Genomic DNA, 19,521 nt, shown 5'->3' on the forward strand with positions numbered 1-19,521 from the left:
ACCCACGACGTGAGCCGCAGGGGACTTTCGGCCCTCGTCCGTCCTGCCGGCGTGCGCGACAGTGAAGGAATGGATTTGCGAATTCGAGTTCGCCGAGGCGACGACGCACCAGGCAATGGTGTGTCTGGCGCGTCGAAGTCGAAAGCGGTAGTGCGTCGACGAGGCGCCGGTGACGCCGCGACAGTGCGGTGTGCCGACGTAGTCGCACTCCTCCGGCGTGTCGTTTACAGGCCGGCGTAGTCGAGCCGACGCCGGACAGCCGACATAAGTCGGGCCCGCGTCAGAACAAGAGGAGTGATGGGACCATCGCAGACAATGCCGAGCCGACGAACCATCGAAACCGCGGTCGCTCTGGCCTGCCGGGCACCGTCCCTGTACAACAGCCAACCGTGGAGGTGGGTCCTCGGTTCGCAGGACCTGTCCCTTTTCAGTGATCCCGATCGCATCCTGCCCGCCACCGATGCGTTCGGACGCCAGATGGTGCTGTCCTGTGGGGCGGCACTCAACCATCTCCGCTACGCATTCGCGTCCCTGCGCTGGACTTCGGTGATCGACCGCCTCCCGCACTCGCAGGGACGACAATGCCTGGCAACCATCGGGCTCGCCCCTGCCCAGGACGTATCCGATACCGATGACCGGATGGCAACGGCGATCACCCGCAGACGCACCGAGCGACTTCCGATGGACCCGCCCGGCCGCTGGGATCAGACCTTCGCCCAGGTGACAGAACTCGCCGCACAGTCCGGAACTCACCTGGAAGACATCGGCGAGCACGGCCGACCCGCACTCGAAGCGATGTCACGCCGACTCAGCGGTCTGCGCCGCGCAGATCCGGTCTACCAAGCAGAGCTGCGGTGGTGGGCGGGGCATTCGCTCTACCCCGAAGGTATCCCGGCCGAGGCGTTACCGGCCGCGCGACACCGCACGGTCGCGGTCGAACGAGAATTCCCTCCCGGAAACGTCACCTCCGACACCGGAAACGAGGACGACCGCGCGGCGATCCTGCTGCTCTCCACCCCTTCGGACTCCCGGCTGGACTGGGTGCGCTGCGGAGAGGCGTTGTCGGCCGTACTTCTCGCCTGTACCGATCGCGGACTCGCGACATGCACAGTCACACATCTGACCGAATCGGGCGCGGTCCGGACCGCGCTACGCGAACTTTCCGACGGTGACGGCTTACCCCAGGTCCTGGTCAGGGTGGGGCGTTCTACCCGACCCGCACCGACAACCGCAGTATCCCGACGCCCGTTGTCAGAGATTCTCTTCCGAGAATGACAGGCAGTTCCCGACGGTGCCGTGGAGGCCATTGCACCGTCAAGCCACGGTGGCCCGTCGGCGCTTCGCCAAGTCCTCGGGGGCTACGTCGATCCGACCGGGTCCTGTACCGATCGACATCGGAGACAAGCTCGGTCAGGTCGTCGACACCGATGCGCCCCACACACTGCGGTGCACTGCGAATTGCTCCAGAATGGCAGAGGACCCGCCTTCGCCGGAACGCGGTTCTCGCGTGGCCAGCAAGATCGGACCGCACCGACGGCACCGGCGGTCGATATTGCGCCAGCGGAACCGGGCGTCCGTGATCTCGGCGCGGAAGAACTCACTCTCCGAGGTGCTGCCGGTTTCCCATCCGGCGCGCAGCTGCGCGGGAATAGTGATGCCGGTAAATCTGCGCTCGGCATCGATGGTCACAGTGAACCGGTAGCGCCCAAATCCCTGACCGTCAGGATTTCCCCAACACTGCATCTGCAGCCCGCGCAGGGCGCCGTCCTCGCCGATCTCCAGCCGCACGGTTTCCTCATGCCCGGCCACCGTCCAGGTGGCCTGAGTGGTTGACTCGTTGAGGTCGGCGGTCCAGCGGGCAAGGGGAAACCCTGTGGGAACGAAGATTGCTTCGCCCGCCAGGCGACCCGCCGCGCTTTCGGTGACATCGCGTCCACGCTCGGAATTCACCGGGACCACCCCGCCGATGCGCCACCGCATCTCCCCACTACCGTCGGTGAAACGGTCGAAGCCCAGAATCGGTAGAGCGCCGACCTTGGCGGTGGCAGCCCATATGAACCCCGACGCCGGCACCAGGATTTGGGTGGCCGTAAAGGCGAGTGTTGTCGTCGACGGCGTGAGTGATCCAGCGGCGGGCGGCGGGTAGAAGGCTCTCGACGAGGGAGGGGTCGAACCGCTGGCCCGTGCCGCCCACATGGGTGAGTGCTTTCCATTGTTCGCTGACATGGCGGGCCGCCCGTGGAACCCGCGCTAAATCCAGCATCGGCGCCTACCATCCAAGGGTCTGTCCGACATGGTAGTTCTTCCCATGCGCAGTCAGTGCTCACCTCGAGGGCAATCAGTTCGTCTGCCCGGGGCCGTTCCACACATCGTCGATACTGGTGCTCTCGAGGTGCCCGGAACGGTGGTCGGGCACGGTTCGGCGTCGATCTCGCTCGCGGTGCCGCTCAGCGTGAAGGCCACCGCGAAATTGTCAGCGGTGCGGGTGGTCTCCGCGCCGCGGCATCGGTGACTCATCGTGGTCAGGTGCGCGCCGTACGGGGCTGAGAAGGTCACCGACACCGAACTCGGGTACGGCGGGAACAGGTCGGTTGCGTCGTGAACGGAGGCGGCGCGAAGTCGCGACCATAGTCCGGGACTCGCCTGAGTTGCGGCGACGTTGGCTCATGTGAGCGACCGTTCGGCGGCTGCGCCGCCGACTTGTACGCCGATCCTTAATTTAATGCTTCGCTGGCTGAGCACTTGCCGATACACCTGGCGTGCTCGTAGTGCCCAAAACGAGACAAGCTCTGACAACGGTCCAACTGACCGCCTTGCGGGACGGTCTTCCAAGAAACGACTGGCGAGTTCGCGCACGTCGGGCAGGCAGTCAGGCTCGCAGCGATCGCGAGCGCCAACCGGACGAACAGGGTACAGGGGAAAACGGCAGAATCACGCCCTGGTGTCGCTTACACGCCCTCAAAGCTTGTGACAGATCGAAATTGAGCCGGCTAAGACGTCGATCCGCGCTGTGCTCTCTGTTCGTGGACATCCTCTACGCACCCCACGTAGGTTAGGCAGACCAGCAGGCTCGCGGAAGGACGATCATGGCGAATCTCAGGGAGCTGACCGAGTCTCATCTCTCCACGGCACGGACGGACAAACGCGGCCGCAGCGCCGAACTTGTCGCCAACGACGGAGCACTCCGGCAGACAGTGATCGCACTTCGGGAGGGCATCCGGCTCGCCGAGCACAACTCCCCGCCGGCAGCGAGCCTCCAGGTCCTCACAGGACGGGTTCGCGTCGAACTCGAAGAGGAGTCTCAAGGGGAATTCGGCGAAGGCGAACTGTGGATTCTCACCCATGAACGCCATGCGGTACTTGCCCTCGCCGACAGCGTTTTCCTGCTGACCACGGTGACGAGCCAACAAGGCAAACAGTCATACTCCTGACGGCTTACCTAGACTAGTAGCGTGTCGCTTCTTAGCTCTGCCCTGTTTCGTTTAGGTTGGGGGCGGCAGACTTCCCCTTCTCCTCTGCCGGTCAGGACTGTTGTCAATGCCTTCGCAGAAGAAGCGTCCGGTGACGTTGAGCTTGGCTGATCGTGAGTTCTTGGAACGGTTGACGACGACCGGGGTGCATCCGGCCTCGATGATCCGGCGGGGCCCGGGTGTTGCTGGCGCTGGACACCTCGGTCGGGGTGGTTGATGAGAAGGAGGTGATCGCAGCACGGTTGGGGGTCTCGGGTGAGACGGTGCGGCTGGTGGCCAAGCGGTTCGCTGAGACCGGTCGGGACGTGGAGGCCACGATCGGTCGCAAGCAGCGTGACCTCCCGCCGGTGCCCTCGCAGATCACGGGGGAGATCGAGGCCAGGTTGATTGCGTTGGCGTGCACGCAACCCCCGGCGGGACATGCCCGGTGGTCGCTGCGACTGCTGGAGAAACACGTCGCCTTGGTCGACGACATCCCCGACCTGGACCACTCGACCATCGGCCGGGTTTTAGAAAAACGAAACTTCGTCCTCACCTGAGGAAGTGCTGGATCATCCCACCAAACGCCAACGCAGAGTTCGCGGCCCGCATGGAGGACATTCTGTCGGTCTACGCCCGGATCTACGACCCGATGCGGCCGGTGGTGTGCATGGACGAAAAGCCCTACCAGCTCCTCGCTCACGTGCGTGACCCGATCCCGGCAGGCCCGGGACGCGATCTGAAGGAGGACTGACGAGTACGTGCGGCACGGGACCTGCTCGTTCTTCTGCTGGGTCGAGCCCGTGGCCGGATGGCGGCGGGTCGATGCCCGGCCCCGGCGCACCAAGATCGACTGGGCCGGACAGGTCAAGGACCTGCTGTGCGTGGACTACCCGGACGCAGAGACGGTGGTGCTGGTGATGGACACCCCCACCACTCACGGCATCGGATCGCTCTACGAGGCCTTCGACGGCGGAGGCGTTCGCGCTCGCGCAGCGGCTCGAGATCCACCACACCCCCAAGCACGGCTCGTGGCTCAACATTGCCGAGATCGAACTCTCTGTGCTGACGCGCCAGTGTCTGGACCGGCGCATCGAGGACCTCGAGACACTCAATGCCGAACTCGCCGCCTGGCAACGACAGACCAACGCCGATCAACGCCAGGTCCAGTGGCACTTCACCACCGACGACGCCCGCATCAAACTCCGCCACCTATATCCCAACACTTAGCCGCGACGGTCTACTAGCATCGCGCGGACAATCCTTTGACGATAGAAGTAGAACAGCGCGAGCGTCGCGCTGGAACATGACGGTCCGCAAGCGTGGGGCCGGTGTTCTGAAGGTCGGGTCTATTTTGGTGCTGGACGGAATGTCGGACTTGCCATCACCAACAGTGAGTTGGAAGGCTCGCCGACGGAAAGATCGTTGGCCTCGAGGCACTCTCGGAACGTGGGCGTCATGCCGCGGCGACTCGGAACGGTGGCCCACACCTGCGTCTCGAACGGGAAGATCGACTCCCGCCGTCGGCGTTCGAGGTCCCTGACAGGCGTCACGACGGGCGAGGCCCGCGGCGGCGCGACCGGTGTCGGTTTCAGGGGTGTCCTGGAGGGGCGACGACGTGAGACAACCTCGAGTAAGGCGACAGCGCCGATCGCGGCGGCAACCGCCACGGTGAACCCCCAGCGCTGCAAGTCCACCGGCGATGCCGCGACGGCCGCGTGGAGCGAGGTCACGAACAGCGCACCGGCGGCCGCAACCGACACGAGCGTGGACCGCCGTTCTCGGGCGGAGGCGACCGCGTGAGGCAGCAGACTGCTTTCAGCACTGTCACACAGCTTACCGAGTTCGGTATGCAGAAACGCGATCTCGTCGGCGGTGCGGTGCACCAGCGTTGATCGAAGGTGTGTCGATTCGATCCGTGGCGAGAGGCGGTGATCATCGGCGGGGTGTGCTTGCAGAAGCCGTGTCTCGATCATCCGTGTGCGGGCCGCCGCGATGTCGCCGAGGCCCGCGAGGGCGCCACCCTCGCTCAGTTGGCGGCGGTTGCGCAGGAGCGACAGTACGCGTCGGTGGTCCGCCGAGTGCTGTGCGCGCAGGGCGACCCAGCCGATGAGGCAGTAGAGCATCTCACGGGTGCCCCGATCGACGTATTGGCGACCGATAACGGGGGCGCCGACGTCGACGGCGAGGGCGCGGGCGTCCTCGCGAATCGCGATCCCCGATCCGAGCCGAGACGCCCTGTCGATCAGCGGGACCCGGTGCCAGCGCAAGAGTCCACGGTAGGAGCGGGACGCGGCCCCGCCGCAGGGTGAGGTGCCCGGTTCATCGACCAGTCGCCGTACCGTATCGACCCCGTCCGTGTGGACCTCGATGATCAGGCCCTCGAGGGTGTCCGAATCAGTCCGGTGAGGGCCGTGGATTGTCAGGCTGCGCAGCGGCCGGTAGACCGCGGAGCTGGGCAGTCGGGTGTTCAGCCGCGGGAAGACGTCCATCGGGCTCGCATCAGGCGTCAGCCCGAAGGGGCGGAGGAATGCTTCGATGGCGGCCCAGAATTCGGGGCTACCGCCGCCGCGGAGCGGATCATGGTGCCGGTCGATCAGGCTGCCGGTGCGCTCGGGGGTGAGTTCCTCGCAGGCCAGCACCAGTCCGTTGCCGGGCACCTCCCACAGTGACAGGCACGTGGCCGGCGGGCCGACGTAGGGTCGTCGCCGACCGTCAGGTGCGCGCTGTCCATCGAGTGCGAGTCCGAAGGTAACCGGTGGACTGCTGCGATCGACGATGTGCCGGAACGCCAGCAACTGTGCTTGGGGTCCATCGTCTCCGGTGGCGGTGGGGGCGCTGATGCGGGCAGGCAGGAACGGTTCGACCTCGTCGACCGCGGGTACCGGGACCGGATCGGCGCTTTCCACGATATCCAACGGCAACAGGATGACCCGCAACAGTGCCCGCCGTCTCCTCGACGACAGCGAAGCCGGGTTCGACCGACGGGTGACGAGTCCAGGACGTTTCATTTCTGTTCCATCAATTCTCGAAACATCCGGCACTCGTGCGCCGACCGATGCGGCGGAACGCAAGAGGGTCATCTCACCGGATGTTGTGTGAGTGCCCCTGTCTCGCTCACCCTGCACTCGTTGGGAACACGCCCGCCCCCGCCGCGCAGCGGCCGGGGCGGGCGTGTCAGAGGCCGGAAGTTGGCCTCCCGATCGGGTGGTCACACGCGGGGCGGACCAATAGGACTGCGATGTGCTTCCATTGAACTCGGCAGGGTTTTGTGAGCCGCTTTCACCGATGTAGATAAATGGAAGAGAGTGCAGTCGCTGATATTTCCACGTTCCGAGCCGTTCTCTTCCGAAACTGCTACGTCTGATATGGGCGCGGGTCAGGGCTGTGGGCCGAGTTCGCGGGGCAACATCATCGATGTTCAGGCAACGAAGAGGGTGACGGGGTGCGGTGTTGACGCCAGTGTCGCGTCAGCTCTTCCGCTTTCGGAAGAGCTGAGTCGACGCGAGCGCCTTCTCTCGCTTCTCCGCCCGGCGCTCCTTGAGAGCACGTGCGGACTGTTTTGAACTCTTGACGGCGGACTTGTCGGCCATTGTCGGTCCTTTCCGAATCGGCAACCGCGAACTGACCTCGACCATACCCAATAAAAGAAATAAGTCCAGTTCAGCGGCCGATTAGAGGCGGTTCGGTGATGCGGGGGTCGTGACGACGGGGTCGGTTTTTGTGTTCGGCGGGCTGTTCGCCGATACGAGATTCTCCCCGACCCCAGCTGCGCCCGGTGCGGTCGTCGTGCGATGTCCGTCGGGAGTTTCAGAGGTTCAAGGCGCGCAGGAAATTTCACGGACTTGCTTATTTCTTGCCGATGGCTATGGTGCAGGGCAGCATCAGTGGCATCTATTTGGAGGACTGAAATGTGAGTGCAGCTACCGATCGTCAGTGGGCGGTTCGTGACGCTGTTCTGCGTTGGCTTCTCGCGAAGACAACGGAGGGATATCGCAGCCCGATTTTGGACGCGGATGCCATCGGAGCAGAGGTCGGGTGGGTGGCCTCGCCGCTCACCCGCGACGAAGTCGTCGACGCCTCGATGTTTCTCTTCAAGGAGAACTATGTGACAGGCGTGCCGGTAATGGGTATCGGGATTCCACGACCGATGCTGACTGTCGCGGGACGTCGGGTGGCCAAGACAGGCAAACCCCTCAGGTACAAGGACGACGTCAACCGAACGAAGCTGCGCCAGCAGCTGGCGGCCTCGCTCGCAGAGGCATCCGCGACGACGGCCGCAGTGAAGTGAATAAGAGAATGGCTCGACCGGTCACTCGACGATGAGTACGTGAGCACGGGTTGACCCCGGAACCGGCGTGGTCCGCACCGTCGCGGTGCAGACCACGCCGGCACCGACGAGGTTACCCAGTCCGGTCGCGCCGCGAGGTAGGTGTCGGTAGGTGTCCGCGTACGCACACTCCGTCGCGAATGCCCGACCCATCGGTCGACTATTTCATTGGTTTGCGATCGGTACGGCCTGGATCGTATATCGGAGCCCGCCGGGCAGGGTGCATCACCGAAAAAGCCGGAACGATAGCGAGATTCACGTGAGATCCTGGATGGCAAGGGGGGCCCTGGGGATCGTAGCGTGGGTGCTGGACGGATCGGCCGATGGCGCGCAGAGCGACTGACAGTTTCGCAGGTCCGTCGCCGTTCGCGTGGTTCGGCGATGGGCACGTGTTCGCGGGTGAGGGTGTAACGGTCGGCGATGACTTCGTGGCCTTCTCGTGGGGTGACTGCATGCCCGCCCGTGATCCGACCCATTGCACACGGAGCCAACCAAGTAGTTCGAGACGAAGGCAGGAATCGTCCATCATGAGTGTGACACCCGACCACAGGACATCGCCGACCCTCGCCGGTGCCGGGTCGATCAGTACCGCGGAGATCAAGGCCCGACTCGCCGCGATGTTCGGTGACGACAACGCCGACACCCCTCCGCCCTCGTTGCCGGCCCCGCCAGCCGTGAGCGAACTGAGCCCCACCACATCACGATCCGCACCGTCCGCCACATCTGGACCACCCCGAGGAGGACCTGTCCCGTGAACCTCAATGTCGCCCTACTGTTATTTGTCCTTGCCGGCGGAATCGGTGGCACCGCCGCCATCCAGGCCGCGTTGCGCCGTTCCGCCGACCGCGGCCGGCGTGCGGTGTTCCACGTCAACGGCTGATCAATCCTTCTCGGCGCCAGGCCCGCCGGGCCCCTGAAGGGCAGAGATGAGCGATCCTGCGATCGGGGTGAGTCTGGCACCGGCGCTCCCGCGGATCCGTGCCGGCCCACTGTCATTCGCAGGTCCGTACCGCCGGGTGTGTGCGGGCCCGGACAGATGCCTTGCCGACCTCGTCGACCCACAGCACTGAGGATCCCACCAGGATGGCGAACACGGCCTGCGCGGAGAGTGGCGCCGTGGTGCCGAAGGGGCCCTGCACGACGTCGAGGTGCACCTCCAGGCCGATCCCCGGCGACGTCGTCTGTGACGACGATATCGAGGGTGCCAGCGCCCGACGTTTTCGGCGGTGGCCGGTCGCCGACGACCGTTTGATCACGACCCCGGTGCCAGCCCGCTCTTGGTTTGGTCTTCCGGATGCAGCCGCATAGGGGCGTCCGTGTGACCGCAGGGCAGGCTGCGGCTGTGAGTGGTGGTGATGGAGACCAGGGCGTTCAGATCGCTCGGGTCCTCGTCTTGTCTGCCGGCCCGGTCGCTACCGGGACGAGGACATGATCACCGGGGTGTTCCCGTCCGAGATGCACCCGGCGAGGACCTCGATTGCCGTTGTCCCGATCGCCCTGCCGAACTTGCGTTTGAGAACTGTCCGCACCGTGGAAGCTGATGCACCCTGGTGTGCGCGGTACACCTGGTCTACGCCCCGCTGGATGTTCGCCGCGACGACGGGCACCAGATCCGCCGCACACCTGATGTCTATGCGCACCGCCACCTCGACCACATCAACCTCGATCCTCGTGCATCACCGCACGCTCGTCTTGAAAGTATAAGAGACGCAGGATGACTCATCGCACCTACCTATTTCGTTGTCGAGGGCGGTGGTGCATGCCATCGCGGCTGGGATCTGCCGGCTGAAGGCTGAATCGGCCGATCGGGCACTCCCATTCCGGTTCCTTGCTCGGGTCGGGGGGCCTCCCGATCGACCCGGCGGGGGTGCCTCGCACCGTTCGGAGTGGGTGCCGCGCGCCGGAGTCGACCAATACGACGAACCCGTCGAATCAGTCGGCACCGCTCGGCGAAGGCATGCGGTCGGGCGTTCGGGTAAGGGCGTCAGCTATCGCCGAGGTCGGTGGTCTCGTCGGATTTACTTCTGCACAGCCAGATTTATCCGCGCCTTCGCTGAATTGAACCGGCGCTCGTAGAAGCCTGGCGTGTCGGTGTCGGGGCGCAGATCGGCAACGCCGATGTGCGTGGTCCGCGACACAAGGCCGGGCACCCCATGAACGGTCTTATCCACGACACCCGGCCTTTACCTAGGTAAGGCCTAGGTAAAGGCCTGTGTTCTCCGGGTGTCCGTTCCTGGAGACTGGAGTGACGGACCATACCAGGCGGCGTCGACGGTGAGGCGCGCGACATCGCCCACACGCGCCGACGTCACCTGTACCGCTGTACCGCCCGATGTAGCGAAAGGACTCCCATGCCGACCGACACCGCAGCAGTACCCGGACGAGGGCCTTCGCCGGAGCCTGCGGACGCGCAGTTGCTGTCCGCCGCGGCTGCAGTCCTGGCTGAGCAGCGCGCCTGCAGCCATGACGCCGGCTTCGATGCTCTCCTCGATGTGGCCCGCCGTAGCCACATCAGCGTCACCACCGCAGCTGTACGTGTCCTGGCGCGGCCGTCGGCGGATCGCGGTGGCCGTGAGCAACATCGCCGTGCAACAGCGCATCTGCCGCGCCGCGACGTTGGCGGTGGTGGTGTCAATGGATAGGAATCCGCCATTGCCGATCCCGAAGGATCCGTTCCCGGCGGCGGTCACCGTTGATTCCGGTGAGTGGCGGGTGCGTGCCGCGTGCCGCGGCGCCGATCTGTCGGTGTTCTTCTCGCCGGACGGCGAACGGCGCTCCGCTCGCGATCGGCGTGAAGCGCGGGCCCGGCAGATTTGTCAGGTCTGCCCCGTGCTGGTGCGGTGTCGCGATCACGCGCTGACGGTGGGTGAATCCTACGGCGTGTGGGGAGGCATGACGGAGGCGGACCGACGAAAGCGCACCCTCCGTTCCCGCCGCGGTGAGCGTCGACCGCTCGGGTCTTTCCATGAGCGACCTGTTGGTGCTGCATTGGGGGTACGCCGGGCCGCATTCACCGTGTCGTTCGACCGTGCGTACACCGGTGGGGCGTCGAGGGGTCGCCCCACCGCCGGGTGACACCCCGCACCGACCTGGCCCGGGCCCGATTCGTACCGTCCGCCCCTTCGGCGAGGCACGAGGAGTATCGTGCCGCCAACCCGAAGAGCAGTCAGATGACGGCTCGAGATCGAGTTTTCACGTACCGTCGACAGAGCCGAATGGGTACCGCAGGCTGCACCTGATCGTGCGGATTCCGGTGTCCTGTCGAGTGCAGACGGTGTTCGTCGAAATCCAGATCCGCAGACCATTGCGATGGGTTTCTGGGCGAGTTTCGTGCACAGGTATTCTGCGGGCGGAGACCGCGTTCACCGTCCCGGTTGACCAGAACTCCACCGGCAGTTTCCCCCACGCGGTACCACCGCCCACGATGTGCTGGATGCCATCCACTATCAACGGCGGCAGTACGTCTCGGGTCGCCTCAAGCGACCTGCGTTGCCACCCGGTGCAGGCAATCGTGATTCGAGGGGCCCACTCTGCGTCGGTGACCGACGACGAGTACACCACGAAAACATGTCCTCCGGGCGCAACGAGATCGGCGGTGATGGCATTGTGGACTCCTGCGTGGGCGGTGATCCGGTGATCGCCGACCCAGTCAGGAGCCCAAGGTCTTCGATTCTCGGCGAGGCACAGGCGCGCCATTTCGAGTTCTCACACGCCCTCTGGCGCAGCCGCTGGGATGGTCCGCAACCGTTCATCAGGTGGCACGGACCGTCGTCGCACTCGGGTTTCGCGTGCTGGGGCGACTGGAGCGCGGCATGCAAACGCGGTTGTTACGGCACTGAGGCCGAGGCCGCAGGTGCCGATCGCCCGTCGCGGTACCCCGCTCGTTCGCGCACCGGCTGGCGGAGCTATCCGCTGAGCAACTGTCCGAGCCGACGGCGCTGGGCAACAGGTTGCGTGCGCTGGGCCTGCCACATCCAGTGCAGTTGCTCGAGTCGGGCGGTAATGCTGATTAGCAGGTCCTGGGTGACCGGGTCCGCCTTCTCGGTGGACTCGATGCGGGCCCGCAACCGTGCGATGACGGCGGCCAGGTTTGCGGCGATCGTCTCGACCACCTCGCCGTCGGATGTCCACCCTTCGGCGAATCCCGTGGTACCGGCGTCCGCGGCGACGGTGGCCGCGCGGCCGTCCGGGCTGACGCCGATCGCGGTGGCGCGTTCGGCCGCTTCATCGGTGAAATTGCGTGCGACGGTGGCCAGCTCGTCGAGGGCGGGGTGTACAGACAGGAAGTGGGGTCCGATGACGTTCCAGTGGGTCTGTTTGGCGATCAGGCTGAGGTCGATCAGGTCGACGACGGTGCCCTGCAGTGCCTTGCCGGCGATCCGCTGCTGCTCGGCGTCGAGGGTGGTGGTGATGGGGGTGGGGGTCATGGTTGCTCCTATCGTTTTCGTAGGTCGGTGTCGGGGTCCTTGGTGTGGGTCGTACCGACCGAGGCGTCCCGATTGTGCTGTCGGCCTGGTAGGGGACCGCGCCCATCGGTGAGATCGATACCCACGCGTGCTGCGGGATGTCCGGGCGCTCTGCGATCTCAGGCAATGTCTGCGAGAAGCGGAAGCGTGTTCTACTCAGCCTCGCTGAGCCGGTTTGCGAACACTGAACCGGCGTTTCCGAGCCGGGGCGCCGTGATCGGTCTCGGCGGCGAACATCACCTCGAGATGGGCCTTGATCTGGCGCGTGCTCATCGATCCGCCGTGGGCGAAGGAACTGTGGATTGCCGCGGCGGGCGTGCGCGATCGATACATTCCTCGTTCTCTCTTTCTCGGCCTCCGGGCCGCTACCGGCGCGGGGTGGCCGTGCGTGCGGCGCAGCGTCACGACAGGAGCCGCGATCAGAGTGCCTTCGGCCACAGCCAGGTCGGCGTGGTCGCGGACTGTTCACTCAGGCCCTCGGGGCGATGCCGAAACTCATCGCGCACTGTGTCGGCCTTGCAGTGATCACCGCGGTGCGCTGTTGTCGATAGCTTGTGCCTCATCGACCAGCACCTATTCTCCAGCGGCAATGGACACCATGCGGGTGCCCGGTACGGTCTTGCTCAACGCGATCGCGATGCGGCGTTCGGATTCGTCCGCGAACGGGCCTGCGAGGGTGACGCAGCCCTCCTCGACCGTCACGCGCCAGCGTCCGTCCCCGGTGTAATCGTCGAGGCGGCGTTGCGCGCCCACGGCGATCGTCTCGTCCGGTTTGAGCATCAACCGCACCACGTCACTGCGGCTGAGGATGCCCACTACCCGCCCGTCGATATCCACGACCGGCAGACTGCGTAGTCCCTGCTGAAGCAGCATCTTGCTCACATCGGCCAAATATTGATACATCGGCGCAGCAACGGCGGGTGCAGTCATCACCTCGCCCACCGTCTCCGAGCACGTTTGTCCGGCCCGCAACACGTCTCCGCTGTTCAACATCCCCACCAACCGGTCGTGGTCGTCGACGACCGGCACCGCCGCGAACCCGTACTCGGCCAGTAGTACTGCGGCCGTGCGCATACTGTCGGATTGACGCACCACTCGAACCGGTCGCTGCATCACGTTCAACACTCGCATCGTCACCACTCGTTTCAGTCGATCCGACACCCAGCATTGAGGAGCGTCGGAAGTTGGCCCCCCGTCGGGTCTCACGCGGATGCGGACCAATGACATTCGCCGTGTTTCCAGAACACTCGTCAGCCCTTCGTGAGCCTTTTCCGTCTGTATATGAGAGGAAAGGAGGGAAGCCCGGCGGGGTCCTCGCCCCACGTAGCTGGAACCCGATATTGTTTAGTCCGTGATGGGGCGAGTCGGCTTTTCTCTTGGCCGAGCTTCGGGTGCGACCTTCCAACCTTCAGGCAGTGACGAGGATGGCGGGGGAGGTGGCGATGCTCCAGGATGACGTCAGCTCTTACGCTTTCGCATGAAATGAGTCGATTCGAGGGCCTTCGCCCTCTTCTCCGCCCGGCGCTCCTTGAGAGCACGTGCAGACTGCTTTGAACTCTTGACGGCGGACTTGTCGGCCATTGTCGGTCCTTTCCGAATCGGCAACCGCGAACTGACCTCGACCATACCCAAAAAAAGAAATAAGTCCAGTTCAGCGGCATATTCAGGGGAACGGCACGTCTACCGAGTCACGCGCAAAGGGCCGGTTCGGAGTGCGTCGACGGTGACGACGGGATCGGCCAGAACGTCGTCACCGGTCTGTTCCCGCGCACTGTTCCCGCGCGAGATGCCCTGCGTCTCAGTCACGCCCGCGCCGACCGCCTTGCAGCATCAACCAGTGCTGGTCCGAAATCCCAAGACGTGCACAATAGTTCGATACTTGCCTATTCCTTGCCGACGGCTATGGTGCAATCAGGCATCAACGACATCTACTGGAGGACTGAAATGTGAGTGCAGCTACCGATCGCCAGTGGGCGGTTCGTGACGCTGTCCTGCGTTGGCTTCTTGCGAAGACAACGGAGGGCTATCGCAGCCCGATCCTGGACGCGGATGCCATCGGAGGAGAAGTCGGTTGGGCAGCGTCGGCGCTCAGCGACGACGAGGTGTACGACGCCTCGAACTATCTCTTCAAGGAAGGCTATGTGACAGGCATGCCGGTGAAGGGTGTCGGAATTCCTCGACCGATGCTGACTCTTGTCGGACGTCGTGTGGCCAAGACAGGCAACCCCCTACGGTCCAAGGCCGACGCTCGCGACGCTAAGTCGCGCCGGCGCCCGCGGACTTTCGCAGAGGCATCCGTGACGACAGCGGGCACAGCGAAGTAGAGGCTCCGCCCATCATTCGACTACGCGCCACGGGGTCATGCCCGTCGAAACATTTTCGACCATCACCACACCCGAAGGGACGTCTACATGAACACCAATGTGGCACTGCTGTTGGGGTTGCTCACCGGAGGGATCGGAGGCACCGCGGCCGTGCAGGCACTTCTGAGACGGCCCGGGAGACCGAACCATTGGGCACCCTCGGTAATCCAGTTGGGCCATGTTTCCTAATGGCTTGAGCCACTCGACGATGCCCGCAAGGAGGAAATCCGGCTGGGTAAGTGAGGGCGAGTATGTCGTAGCAGGTGGCCACCGCGCGCCACTGTTTCAACCTTGTTGAAAGCCCACTCGACCATGATGCTCGGGTTCGGTGATGACGGATGTCGCCGTTGATCGCGGCGTTATCGCCGCCACCGGGTCGGATGTGGAGCGCAGTGGTGTGGCCGCAGGTGGGCAATACTTGAGCGAGCGCGTCAGCGAGCGCCATCACCTGTGGGCCACCGTGGACAGCCCTTGGGTGCACACGGTGGCCAGGACAAATTCCTGGCCACCGTGTCGACCCTGAGCGCTCTTGAACCCCGGCGACTCCTCAGCACTCACCTGCCCCCCGGCGGACGGGCGCACCGTGGAGTATCTCGACATGCTTGCCACCGCCGCGCAGGCCGATGCCTTCGTCGGGCCCGACCAGGCCGCGCTCGAGCAGATGTTGGCCGGTTTCGAACCGGCTCGCTGAGAGTCCTCCGGAGTGGAGCACGACCTTGGTCCAGTCGTCGTCGTTCGTCCGGAGCTCGAGACGGCCGCACCGGATAATCTCTCGAACCCACACGGCACCAACACGATATCGAGATCGGCGGGATCGAGATCGGCAGTATCTCGGGCCGGCATCGGCGGGGTCGTGAATTTCGTCGACACCGACAACTACAACTCCGTCCCTCTCGATAACCGGGTGGATCTACTCGCCGGACCGCGTATCCGATGACGACGGGCGGTTCTCATCTCCTGCCCACAGCGGCGGGCCCCGGTACGCGAATACTGGGCTGCCCGACGGGTGAACCTGGAGCCGCTCAGGATGGGTCAGAGACACCTGACCGTCACCCACGCGGATGCCCTCGTCGGCGAGGAACTCGCGGGCACGACCCAGTTGGCGGTCGGTGGCGAAGGCGTACCACTGGTCGGCGAGGCTCTCCTGGTGGACGAGGTCGCGGAACCGTCCGAACGCGCCCGTGCTCTCGATCGCCCGCTCCAACCGCTCCCGCAGCGCGACCTCATGGCATCGCTTTCCTCGAACCCCAACAGCCGGTCCCAGGCGGCGCCGTGTCCGCTCGGGCGGGCCGGGCGCACCGCCTCGATCACCGTCCCGATCAGCCCGTCGTCGAGGGCGTCGACCCCGTCGCTGCGCTGCAGCCCCGCGGCCTGCGCGGCCTCGATGTACCGGCGCGCGGTCTTGCGGTCCACCCCGCAGTGCGCCGCGATGGCGCGCAGTCCCGGCGGCCGGGACCCGGGCACCCCGAGCCAGACGCGGAGTACTTCCTTGACTTCGTTCACGTTGACCTCCCGAAAAGCCATGCCCGTCCGCCTTCGTGTCCGGGGATACCGACACGACGATCAAACGAGTCATTCGGCGGGACTTCGGCGCGACGCGCCGGGGTGGTCCCATGACTGGCAATCCGAGTGGTCCCATGAGGGTGGCAGAAATCAGGTCACGACGGTCCCATGCTCATGGCAGGCGACATGCGCGACGACTGCTGCACAGCTGACCGCACCCGGTACCGAGACGCGGGCACCGCCCGGCCTCCTGCAACGGCTCACCAGGGCCGCAGCCGCGGACCGCCGTTCGTCACTCACCGCCGACCCGGATCGCAAAGCCCTCGCCGACCGCGACACGTAGAAACGGTCGATGCCCGCTCGTGGAGTAGATCATCCTGCTCCGGTCTCGGCGTCAGGCGGCGGCAGCGATCTCAGCGGCCAGATCACCCGGCACCGGCATCGGCGTCATCAGTCCCGCCGAGACCCGCCCGGTGTTGCCTTCCGGGTATCGGCCCAGCGCCGAGCCGGGGGCGGCCACGATGATCCGCACGACCTGGCCGAGGGCCTCGCGGCGATCGCGTGGCGCAGAGCCAGTCGGAACATCGCCATATGATTGCGGGTGTGCAGCCACGGATACGGTTGCGAGACGATGGGTGCGCGCTCGAGGTGCACCCATCGCGCCTGCGCCTCACCGGTACTGGACGCGGCGCCATCTCCCGCTCGTACAGGGCACGAATCGCCTCGGTCGACCCAGGCATCTCAGTTCCCTTTCGCATCAACTTGATTCGGCGGTCAGCAGCAACCGTCGTCGTCGGAGTCCGGACGCGGCGCCGGATCGACGGCGAGCACCAGATCGAGCGGATCGCCGAGAGTGTGGCCGATCCGCGAATCCGCCAACTCGTAGCGGGCCGGCCCTCCGTTACGGCGACGACCAGACCGCCCCCGCGTAGGCAGGCCGGGTGGTTCGACAGGATCCGCCGCGACACCCCGATCTGCTCCGCCCGTTCGGGCGGATACCCGGGCACATCCCGCAGGTTCAGCAGGATTCGGGTGCGCGTCGAATCCGACAACGCATACAGAGGGTATGCATTCGAATGGTGCGGTCTTCGTTCCGTTCGAGGATCCGCTTTCGCATATGCCGCCGCGTGTGGACCGCGTTCCGCGGTCGACGACCGTCATACCGCCCCATGATCGGATACGTCCCCGGCGGCTTCCCTGAGGGCCGGGACTCTTCGGCCCAGGTATCAGGCAGCTCGGAAGCGCTATGCGGTGTGGGCCACCTTGCCCTCGCTGGTCAGAGCGAGTGCGCCCAGGGCAATCAATGCACTGGCGACCATCGTGATTGACATGGGGACGGCGGTGTGCTCGCCGCCGATACCCACGAGAGGAGAAATCCCGGCAGCAAGCATGAACTGCAACGCTCCGAGGACTGCCGATCCGGTGCCCGCCGCCTGTCTTGCCTGCCCCAGCGCCAAGGCGGTGGCATTGGCGATGACAAGGCCGAGGCTGGTCACGGCGCACCACAGCAGGATCAATGTGGCCCAGAGGGCAGGCCGAACGAGGCTGTTGATCAGGATCAGGGCGGAGAACACGGCAAGCATCACGAGACCGATCCGCAGGGTGCCGCGTTCGCCGATTCTGGCGACGAGTCCGCTGTTGGCGACGCTGGAGATGACCAGTCCTACCGCGTTGGCGGTGAACGCGATCGTGTATCCGGTGGTCGAGAGCCCGTGGACGTTCTGCAGAACGAAGGGGGACGCGGAGATGTAGGCGAACAAGACGCCGAAGGCGAACGTGTAGGCCAAGGTAAAGCCGAGGTATCGACGGTCGCGGAGAACGGTGCGGGCGTCGCGCAGCAGCGCTGCGGTCCCGCCGGTGGTGCGTCGCTCCGGCGGATGACTCTCGGACACCCCCGCCAGCACGCACACGAACATGACCGCGGCTAGGACGGAAAGTGCCCAGAAGACACCGCGCCACCCGACACTCGAGACGATTACACCGCCGAGCAGGGGGGCGATGATCGGGGCGATGGCATTGATGACGATCAGCAGGCTGAACAACTTCGCGGCGGCGGCACCCCGAGCTCGATCGGAGATCACGGCTCGGCCGAGGACGATGCCCGCGGCCCCGGCGAACCCTTGTCCGAAGCGCGAGAGGGCGAGAACCTCGATGGTGGGGGCGAGAGCGCATGCTGCACTGAACAGTGCGCAGATGAGGGTGCCTGCGAGTAGCAGGGGTCGTCGACCGTAGCGGTCCGACAGTGGTCCGATGACGAGCTGCCCGAGGGCGAGGCCGACCAGGAAGGTCGTGAGCGTCAACTGAACTGCTGAGGCACTGGTGTCGAATTGGACTGCCATTGCGGGGAACGCAGGCAGGTACATGTCGATGGCGAGAGGGGCGACTGAGGCCAGGAGTGCCAGAGTCGCAATCAATGTCGCCGGAAAGTGGGTGGATCGGACGTTGCTGCCGTGGGTAGTGGCGACGGCGTCATCGATCTCGTCTACGGCTGTGCCGGTTTCCTGGGGATGCTGGTTCACATCGACCTTTCTATCTGAAAGTATATCTAACTATAGATATACCATTGCTTGTACACTGTTGTCGTGTCCAAATCCCCACGCGTGGTCGACGATGATGTCCAACTCTTGGCGCAGACTGCGCGTTCGCTGGTGTGGGCCTTGCGTCGCTTCGGGGAGCGGGAGGCCGGCCTCGCCAGCATTCCGAATTCGGAGATCGAAGTACTCCGCACCGTGGCAGAACGGCCGGGAAGTACCGTGTCCGAGGTCGCCCGGTTCCTGGGTTTGCAGAGCAGCAACGTGAGCACCACGGTCCGCAGCCTCGTCGATCGTGGACTGCTCGAAAGACGGGCCGATCCCGGTGACCGGCGCTCGCACCGATTGCACCGGACGGCCTTGGCCGAGCGCGATAATCGGATGATCGACGAGATGTGGGTCCGCGGAGTTCGTAGCCTTCTGGAGGGGATGAGTCCTGCGGACGCCGCAAAGCTCGCTGAAGCGATTCCCTTGCTGGCGCGCCTGGGCACTATGCCGGACAACTGAGCGGAACGTGCACCGCTGCAAGCGTATTCTCATCGCAGGAGCGGAAATGGCCCTCAACGCGGCAAAGACGATGACCGTCAAGAAGTTGAGCGTGGTGACTCGGGCGGGACGCGTTTGCCACGACATGAAACGCCGCTGGCGTCGACAAACACTGCAGACACCGCTGAGGGCAAGAGTTCGTCTTGTCTTTGGATCATAGGGGGAGATCGCGGGCTGTCCGACGATCGGTACCCATTCTTGGTCGAGGACCGACTCGGCGATCTTCGCGGCAATCGACCCCACCGTCTCGCGATCCCCTCGATGGTGAGGGTGCTTGCGGTGCCACCCACCTTCGCCGTACAGAACTTCCTAACTGGCGTTTCGAGGCCCCCA

The 19,521-nt window shown here is 65.0% G+C and carries 17 protein-coding genes and 5 pseudogenes; 11 read left to right on the forward strand and 11 right to left on the reverse strand.

Annotated features, from left to right (window positions below; genetic code table 11):
* Nucleotides 1-315: 315 nt before the first annotated feature.
* Complete coding sequence (locus tag JWS13_RS00815) at nucleotides 316-1,275, forward strand: Acg family FMN-binding oxidoreductase (RefSeq protein ID WP_206003944.1); 960 nt, start codon at nucleotides 316-318, stop codon at nucleotides 1,273-1,275.
* A gap of 135 nt (nucleotides 1,276-1,410) precedes the next feature.
* Here JWS13_RS00815 and JWS13_RS00820 read toward each other — a convergent pair whose 3' ends face one another.
* Nucleotides 1,411-2,196 carry a DUF6920 family protein gene (locus tag JWS13_RS00820; protein ID WP_206003945.1) on the reverse strand — a complete coding sequence of 262 codons (786 nt, stop codon included), beginning with the start codon at nucleotides 2,194-2,196 and terminating at the stop codon, nucleotides 1,411-1,413.
* 890 nt (nucleotides 2,197-3,086) lie between these two features.
* Here JWS13_RS00820 and JWS13_RS00825 point away from each other — a divergent pair.
* From JWS13_RS00825 to JWS13_RS00840, 4 genes and pseudogenes are all read left to right on the forward strand, one after another.
* Nucleotides 3,087-3,431 carry a cupin domain-containing protein gene (locus JWS13_RS00825; protein ID WP_005571601.1) on the forward strand — a complete coding sequence of 115 codons (345 nt, stop codon included), beginning with the start codon at nucleotides 3,087-3,089 and terminating at the stop codon, nucleotides 3,429-3,431.
* A gap of 106 nt (nucleotides 3,432-3,537) precedes the next feature.
* Nucleotides 3,538-4,009, forward strand: a pseudogene (locus tag JWS13_RS00830) (helix-turn-helix domain-containing protein).
* A 50-nt stretch (nucleotides 4,010-4,059) separates the two neighbouring features.
* Complete coding sequence (locus JWS13_RS00835; protein WP_206003946.1) at nucleotides 4,060-4,203, forward strand: hypothetical protein; 144 nt, start codon at nucleotides 4,060-4,062, stop codon at nucleotides 4,201-4,203.
* 308 nt (nucleotides 4,204-4,511) lie between these two features.
* Nucleotides 4,512-4,679: a hypothetical protein gene (locus JWS13_RS00840; protein WP_231138061.1), complete on the forward strand. Its 168-nt coding sequence runs from the start codon at nucleotides 4,512-4,514 to the stop codon at nucleotides 4,677-4,679.
* A gap of 119 nt (nucleotides 4,680-4,798) precedes the next feature.
* Here JWS13_RS00840 and JWS13_RS00845 read toward each other — a convergent pair whose 3' ends face one another.
* Complete coding sequence (locus tag JWS13_RS00845; protein WP_206003947.1) at nucleotides 4,799-6,460, reverse strand: hypothetical protein; 1,662 nt, start codon at nucleotides 6,458-6,460, stop codon at nucleotides 4,799-4,801.
* A 902-nt stretch (nucleotides 6,461-7,362) separates the two neighbouring features.
* Here JWS13_RS00845 and JWS13_RS00850 point away from each other — a divergent pair.
* Both JWS13_RS00850 and JWS13_RS45880 read left to right on the forward strand, forming a co-directional pair.
* The gene (locus JWS13_RS00850) at nucleotides 7,363-7,740 is read left to right on the forward strand and encodes a serine recombinase (protein WP_206003948.1); all 378 of its coding nucleotides are present in this window, start codon (nucleotides 7,363-7,365) and stop codon (nucleotides 7,738-7,740) included.
* A gap of 790 nt (nucleotides 7,741-8,530) precedes the next feature.
* Nucleotides 8,531-8,659 (forward strand): hypothetical protein, encoded by a 129-nt coding sequence (locus tag JWS13_RS45880; RefSeq protein ID WP_259375194.1) that lies wholly within the window; start codon nucleotides 8,531-8,533, stop codon nucleotides 8,657-8,659.
* 112 nt (nucleotides 8,660-8,771) lie between these two features.
* Here the strand turns inward: JWS13_RS45880 and JWS13_RS00855 are convergent, their stop codons facing one another.
* The 3 genes from JWS13_RS00855 to JWS13_RS00865 form a co-directional block, all read right to left on the reverse strand.
* Nucleotides 8,772-9,035 (reverse strand): hypothetical protein, encoded by a 264-nt coding sequence (locus JWS13_RS00855; RefSeq protein ID WP_206003949.1) that lies wholly within the window; start codon nucleotides 9,033-9,035, stop codon nucleotides 8,772-8,774.
* A 156-nt stretch (nucleotides 9,036-9,191) separates the two neighbouring features.
* Complete coding sequence (locus JWS13_RS00860; protein ID WP_241031981.1) at nucleotides 9,192-9,419, reverse strand: hypothetical protein; 228 nt, start codon at nucleotides 9,417-9,419, stop codon at nucleotides 9,192-9,194.
* 378 nt (nucleotides 9,420-9,797) lie between these two features.
* Complete coding sequence (locus JWS13_RS00865; protein WP_206003951.1) at nucleotides 9,798-9,950, reverse strand: hypothetical protein; 153 nt, start codon at nucleotides 9,948-9,950, stop codon at nucleotides 9,798-9,800.
* Between the two features lie 463 nt (nucleotides 9,951-10,413).
* On the opposite strand from JWS13_RS00865, the gene JWS13_RS00870 reads away from it, so the two are divergent.
* Nucleotides 10,414-10,854, forward strand: coding sequence for a WhiB family transcriptional regulator (locus JWS13_RS00870; protein WP_206004228.1), 441 nt, complete (start codon nucleotides 10,414-10,416; stop codon nucleotides 10,852-10,854).
* Between the two features lie 830 nt (nucleotides 10,855-11,684).
* On the opposite strand, the gene JWS13_RS00875 is transcribed toward JWS13_RS00870, so the two are convergent.
* Nucleotides 11,685-12,206: a Dps family protein gene (locus JWS13_RS00875; RefSeq protein ID WP_206003952.1), complete on the reverse strand. Its 522-nt coding sequence runs from the start codon at nucleotides 12,204-12,206 to the stop codon at nucleotides 11,685-11,687.
* Between the two features lie 612 nt (nucleotides 12,207-12,818).
* Nucleotides 12,819-13,376 carry a CBS domain-containing protein gene (locus JWS13_RS00885; RefSeq protein ID WP_206003953.1) on the reverse strand — a complete coding sequence of 186 codons (558 nt, stop codon included), beginning with the start codon at nucleotides 13,374-13,376 and terminating at the stop codon, nucleotides 12,819-12,821.
* Nucleotides 13,377-14,191: 815 nt separating this feature from the next.
* On the opposite strand from JWS13_RS00885, the gene JWS13_RS00890 reads away from it, so the two are divergent.
* Together JWS13_RS00890 and JWS13_RS00895 are read left to right on the forward strand one after the other, a co-directional pair.
* The gene (locus tag JWS13_RS00890; RefSeq protein WP_206003954.1) at nucleotides 14,192-14,569 is read left to right on the forward strand and encodes a serine recombinase; all 378 of its coding nucleotides are present in this window, start codon (nucleotides 14,192-14,194) and stop codon (nucleotides 14,567-14,569) included.
* Between the two features lie 487 nt (nucleotides 14,570-15,056).
* Nucleotides 15,057-15,299, forward strand: a pseudogene (locus JWS13_RS00895) (MBL fold metallo-hydrolase); the annotation flags it as partial.
* A gap of 545 nt (nucleotides 15,300-15,844) precedes the next feature.
* Here JWS13_RS00895 and JWS13_RS00900 read toward each other — a convergent pair.
* The 4 genes and pseudogenes from JWS13_RS00900 to JWS13_RS00910 all read right to left on the reverse strand — a co-directional run.
* A pseudogene (locus tag JWS13_RS00900) lies at nucleotides 15,845-16,132 on the reverse strand (IS21 family transposase); the annotation flags it as partial.
* 373 nt (nucleotides 16,133-16,505) lie between these two features.
* A pseudogene (locus tag JWS13_RS00905) lies at nucleotides 16,506-16,851 on the reverse strand (DUF3703 domain-containing protein).
* Nucleotides 16,852-16,885: 34 nt separating this feature from the next.
* A pseudogene (locus tag JWS13_RS45195) lies at nucleotides 16,886-17,172 on the reverse strand (winged helix-turn-helix domain-containing protein).
* A 183-nt stretch (nucleotides 17,173-17,355) separates the two neighbouring features.
* Nucleotides 17,356-18,630, reverse strand: a complete 1,275-nt coding sequence (locus tag JWS13_RS00910) for a multidrug effflux MFS transporter (RefSeq protein WP_206003955.1) — start codon at nucleotides 18,628-18,630, stop codon at nucleotides 17,356-17,358.
* A gap of 81 nt (nucleotides 18,631-18,711) precedes the next feature.
* Here JWS13_RS00910 and JWS13_RS00915 point away from each other — a divergent pair, with 81 nt between their 5' ends.
* Nucleotides 18,712-19,149, forward strand: a complete 438-nt coding sequence (locus tag JWS13_RS00915) for a MarR family winged helix-turn-helix transcriptional regulator (RefSeq protein ID WP_241031982.1) — start codon at nucleotides 18,712-18,714, stop codon at nucleotides 19,147-19,149.
* The last annotated feature ends 372 nt before the right edge of the window (nucleotides 19,150-19,521 follow it).

It is taken from the genome of Rhodococcus pseudokoreensis (assembly GCF_017068395.1).
In the GTDB taxonomy this organism is placed as follows: domain Bacteria; phylum Actinomycetota; class Actinomycetes; order Mycobacteriales; family Mycobacteriaceae; genus Rhodococcus_F; species Rhodococcus_F pseudokoreensis.

What these genes read in the sequence shown, in the direction of transcription:
- JWS13_RS00835 (WP_206003946.1), top strand. Translation starts at nt 4,060, where the DNA reads ATGGAGGACATTCTGTCGGTCTACGCCCGGATCTACGACCCGATGCGG.
- JWS13_RS00875 (WP_206003952.1), bottom strand. Translation starts at nt 12,206, where the DNA reads ATGACCCCCACCCCCATCACCACCACCCTCGACGCCGAGCAGCAGCGG.
- JWS13_RS00815 (WP_206003944.1), top strand. Translation starts at nt 316, where the DNA reads ATGCCGAGCCGACGAACCATCGAAACCGCGGTCGCTCTGGCCTGCCGG.
- JWS13_RS00870 (WP_206004228.1), top strand. Translation starts at nt 10,414, where the DNA reads ATGGATAGGAATCCGCCATTGCCGATCCCGAAGGATCCGTTCCCGGCG.
- JWS13_RS00820 (WP_206003945.1), bottom strand. Translation starts at nt 2,196, where the DNA reads ATGTGGGCGGCACGGGCCAGCGGTTCGACCCCTCCCTCGTCGAGAGCC.
- JWS13_RS00885 (WP_206003953.1), bottom strand. Translation starts at nt 13,376, where the DNA reads ATGCGAGTGTTGAACGTGATGCAGCGACCGGTTCGAGTGGTGCGTCAA.
- JWS13_RS00845 (WP_206003947.1), bottom strand. Translation starts at nt 6,460, where the DNA reads ATGAAACGTCCTGGACTCGTCACCCGTCGGTCGAACCCGGCTTCGCTG.
- JWS13_RS00825 (WP_005571601.1), top strand. Translation starts at nt 3,087, where the DNA reads ATGGCGAATCTCAGGGAGCTGACCGAGTCTCATCTCTCCACGGCACGG.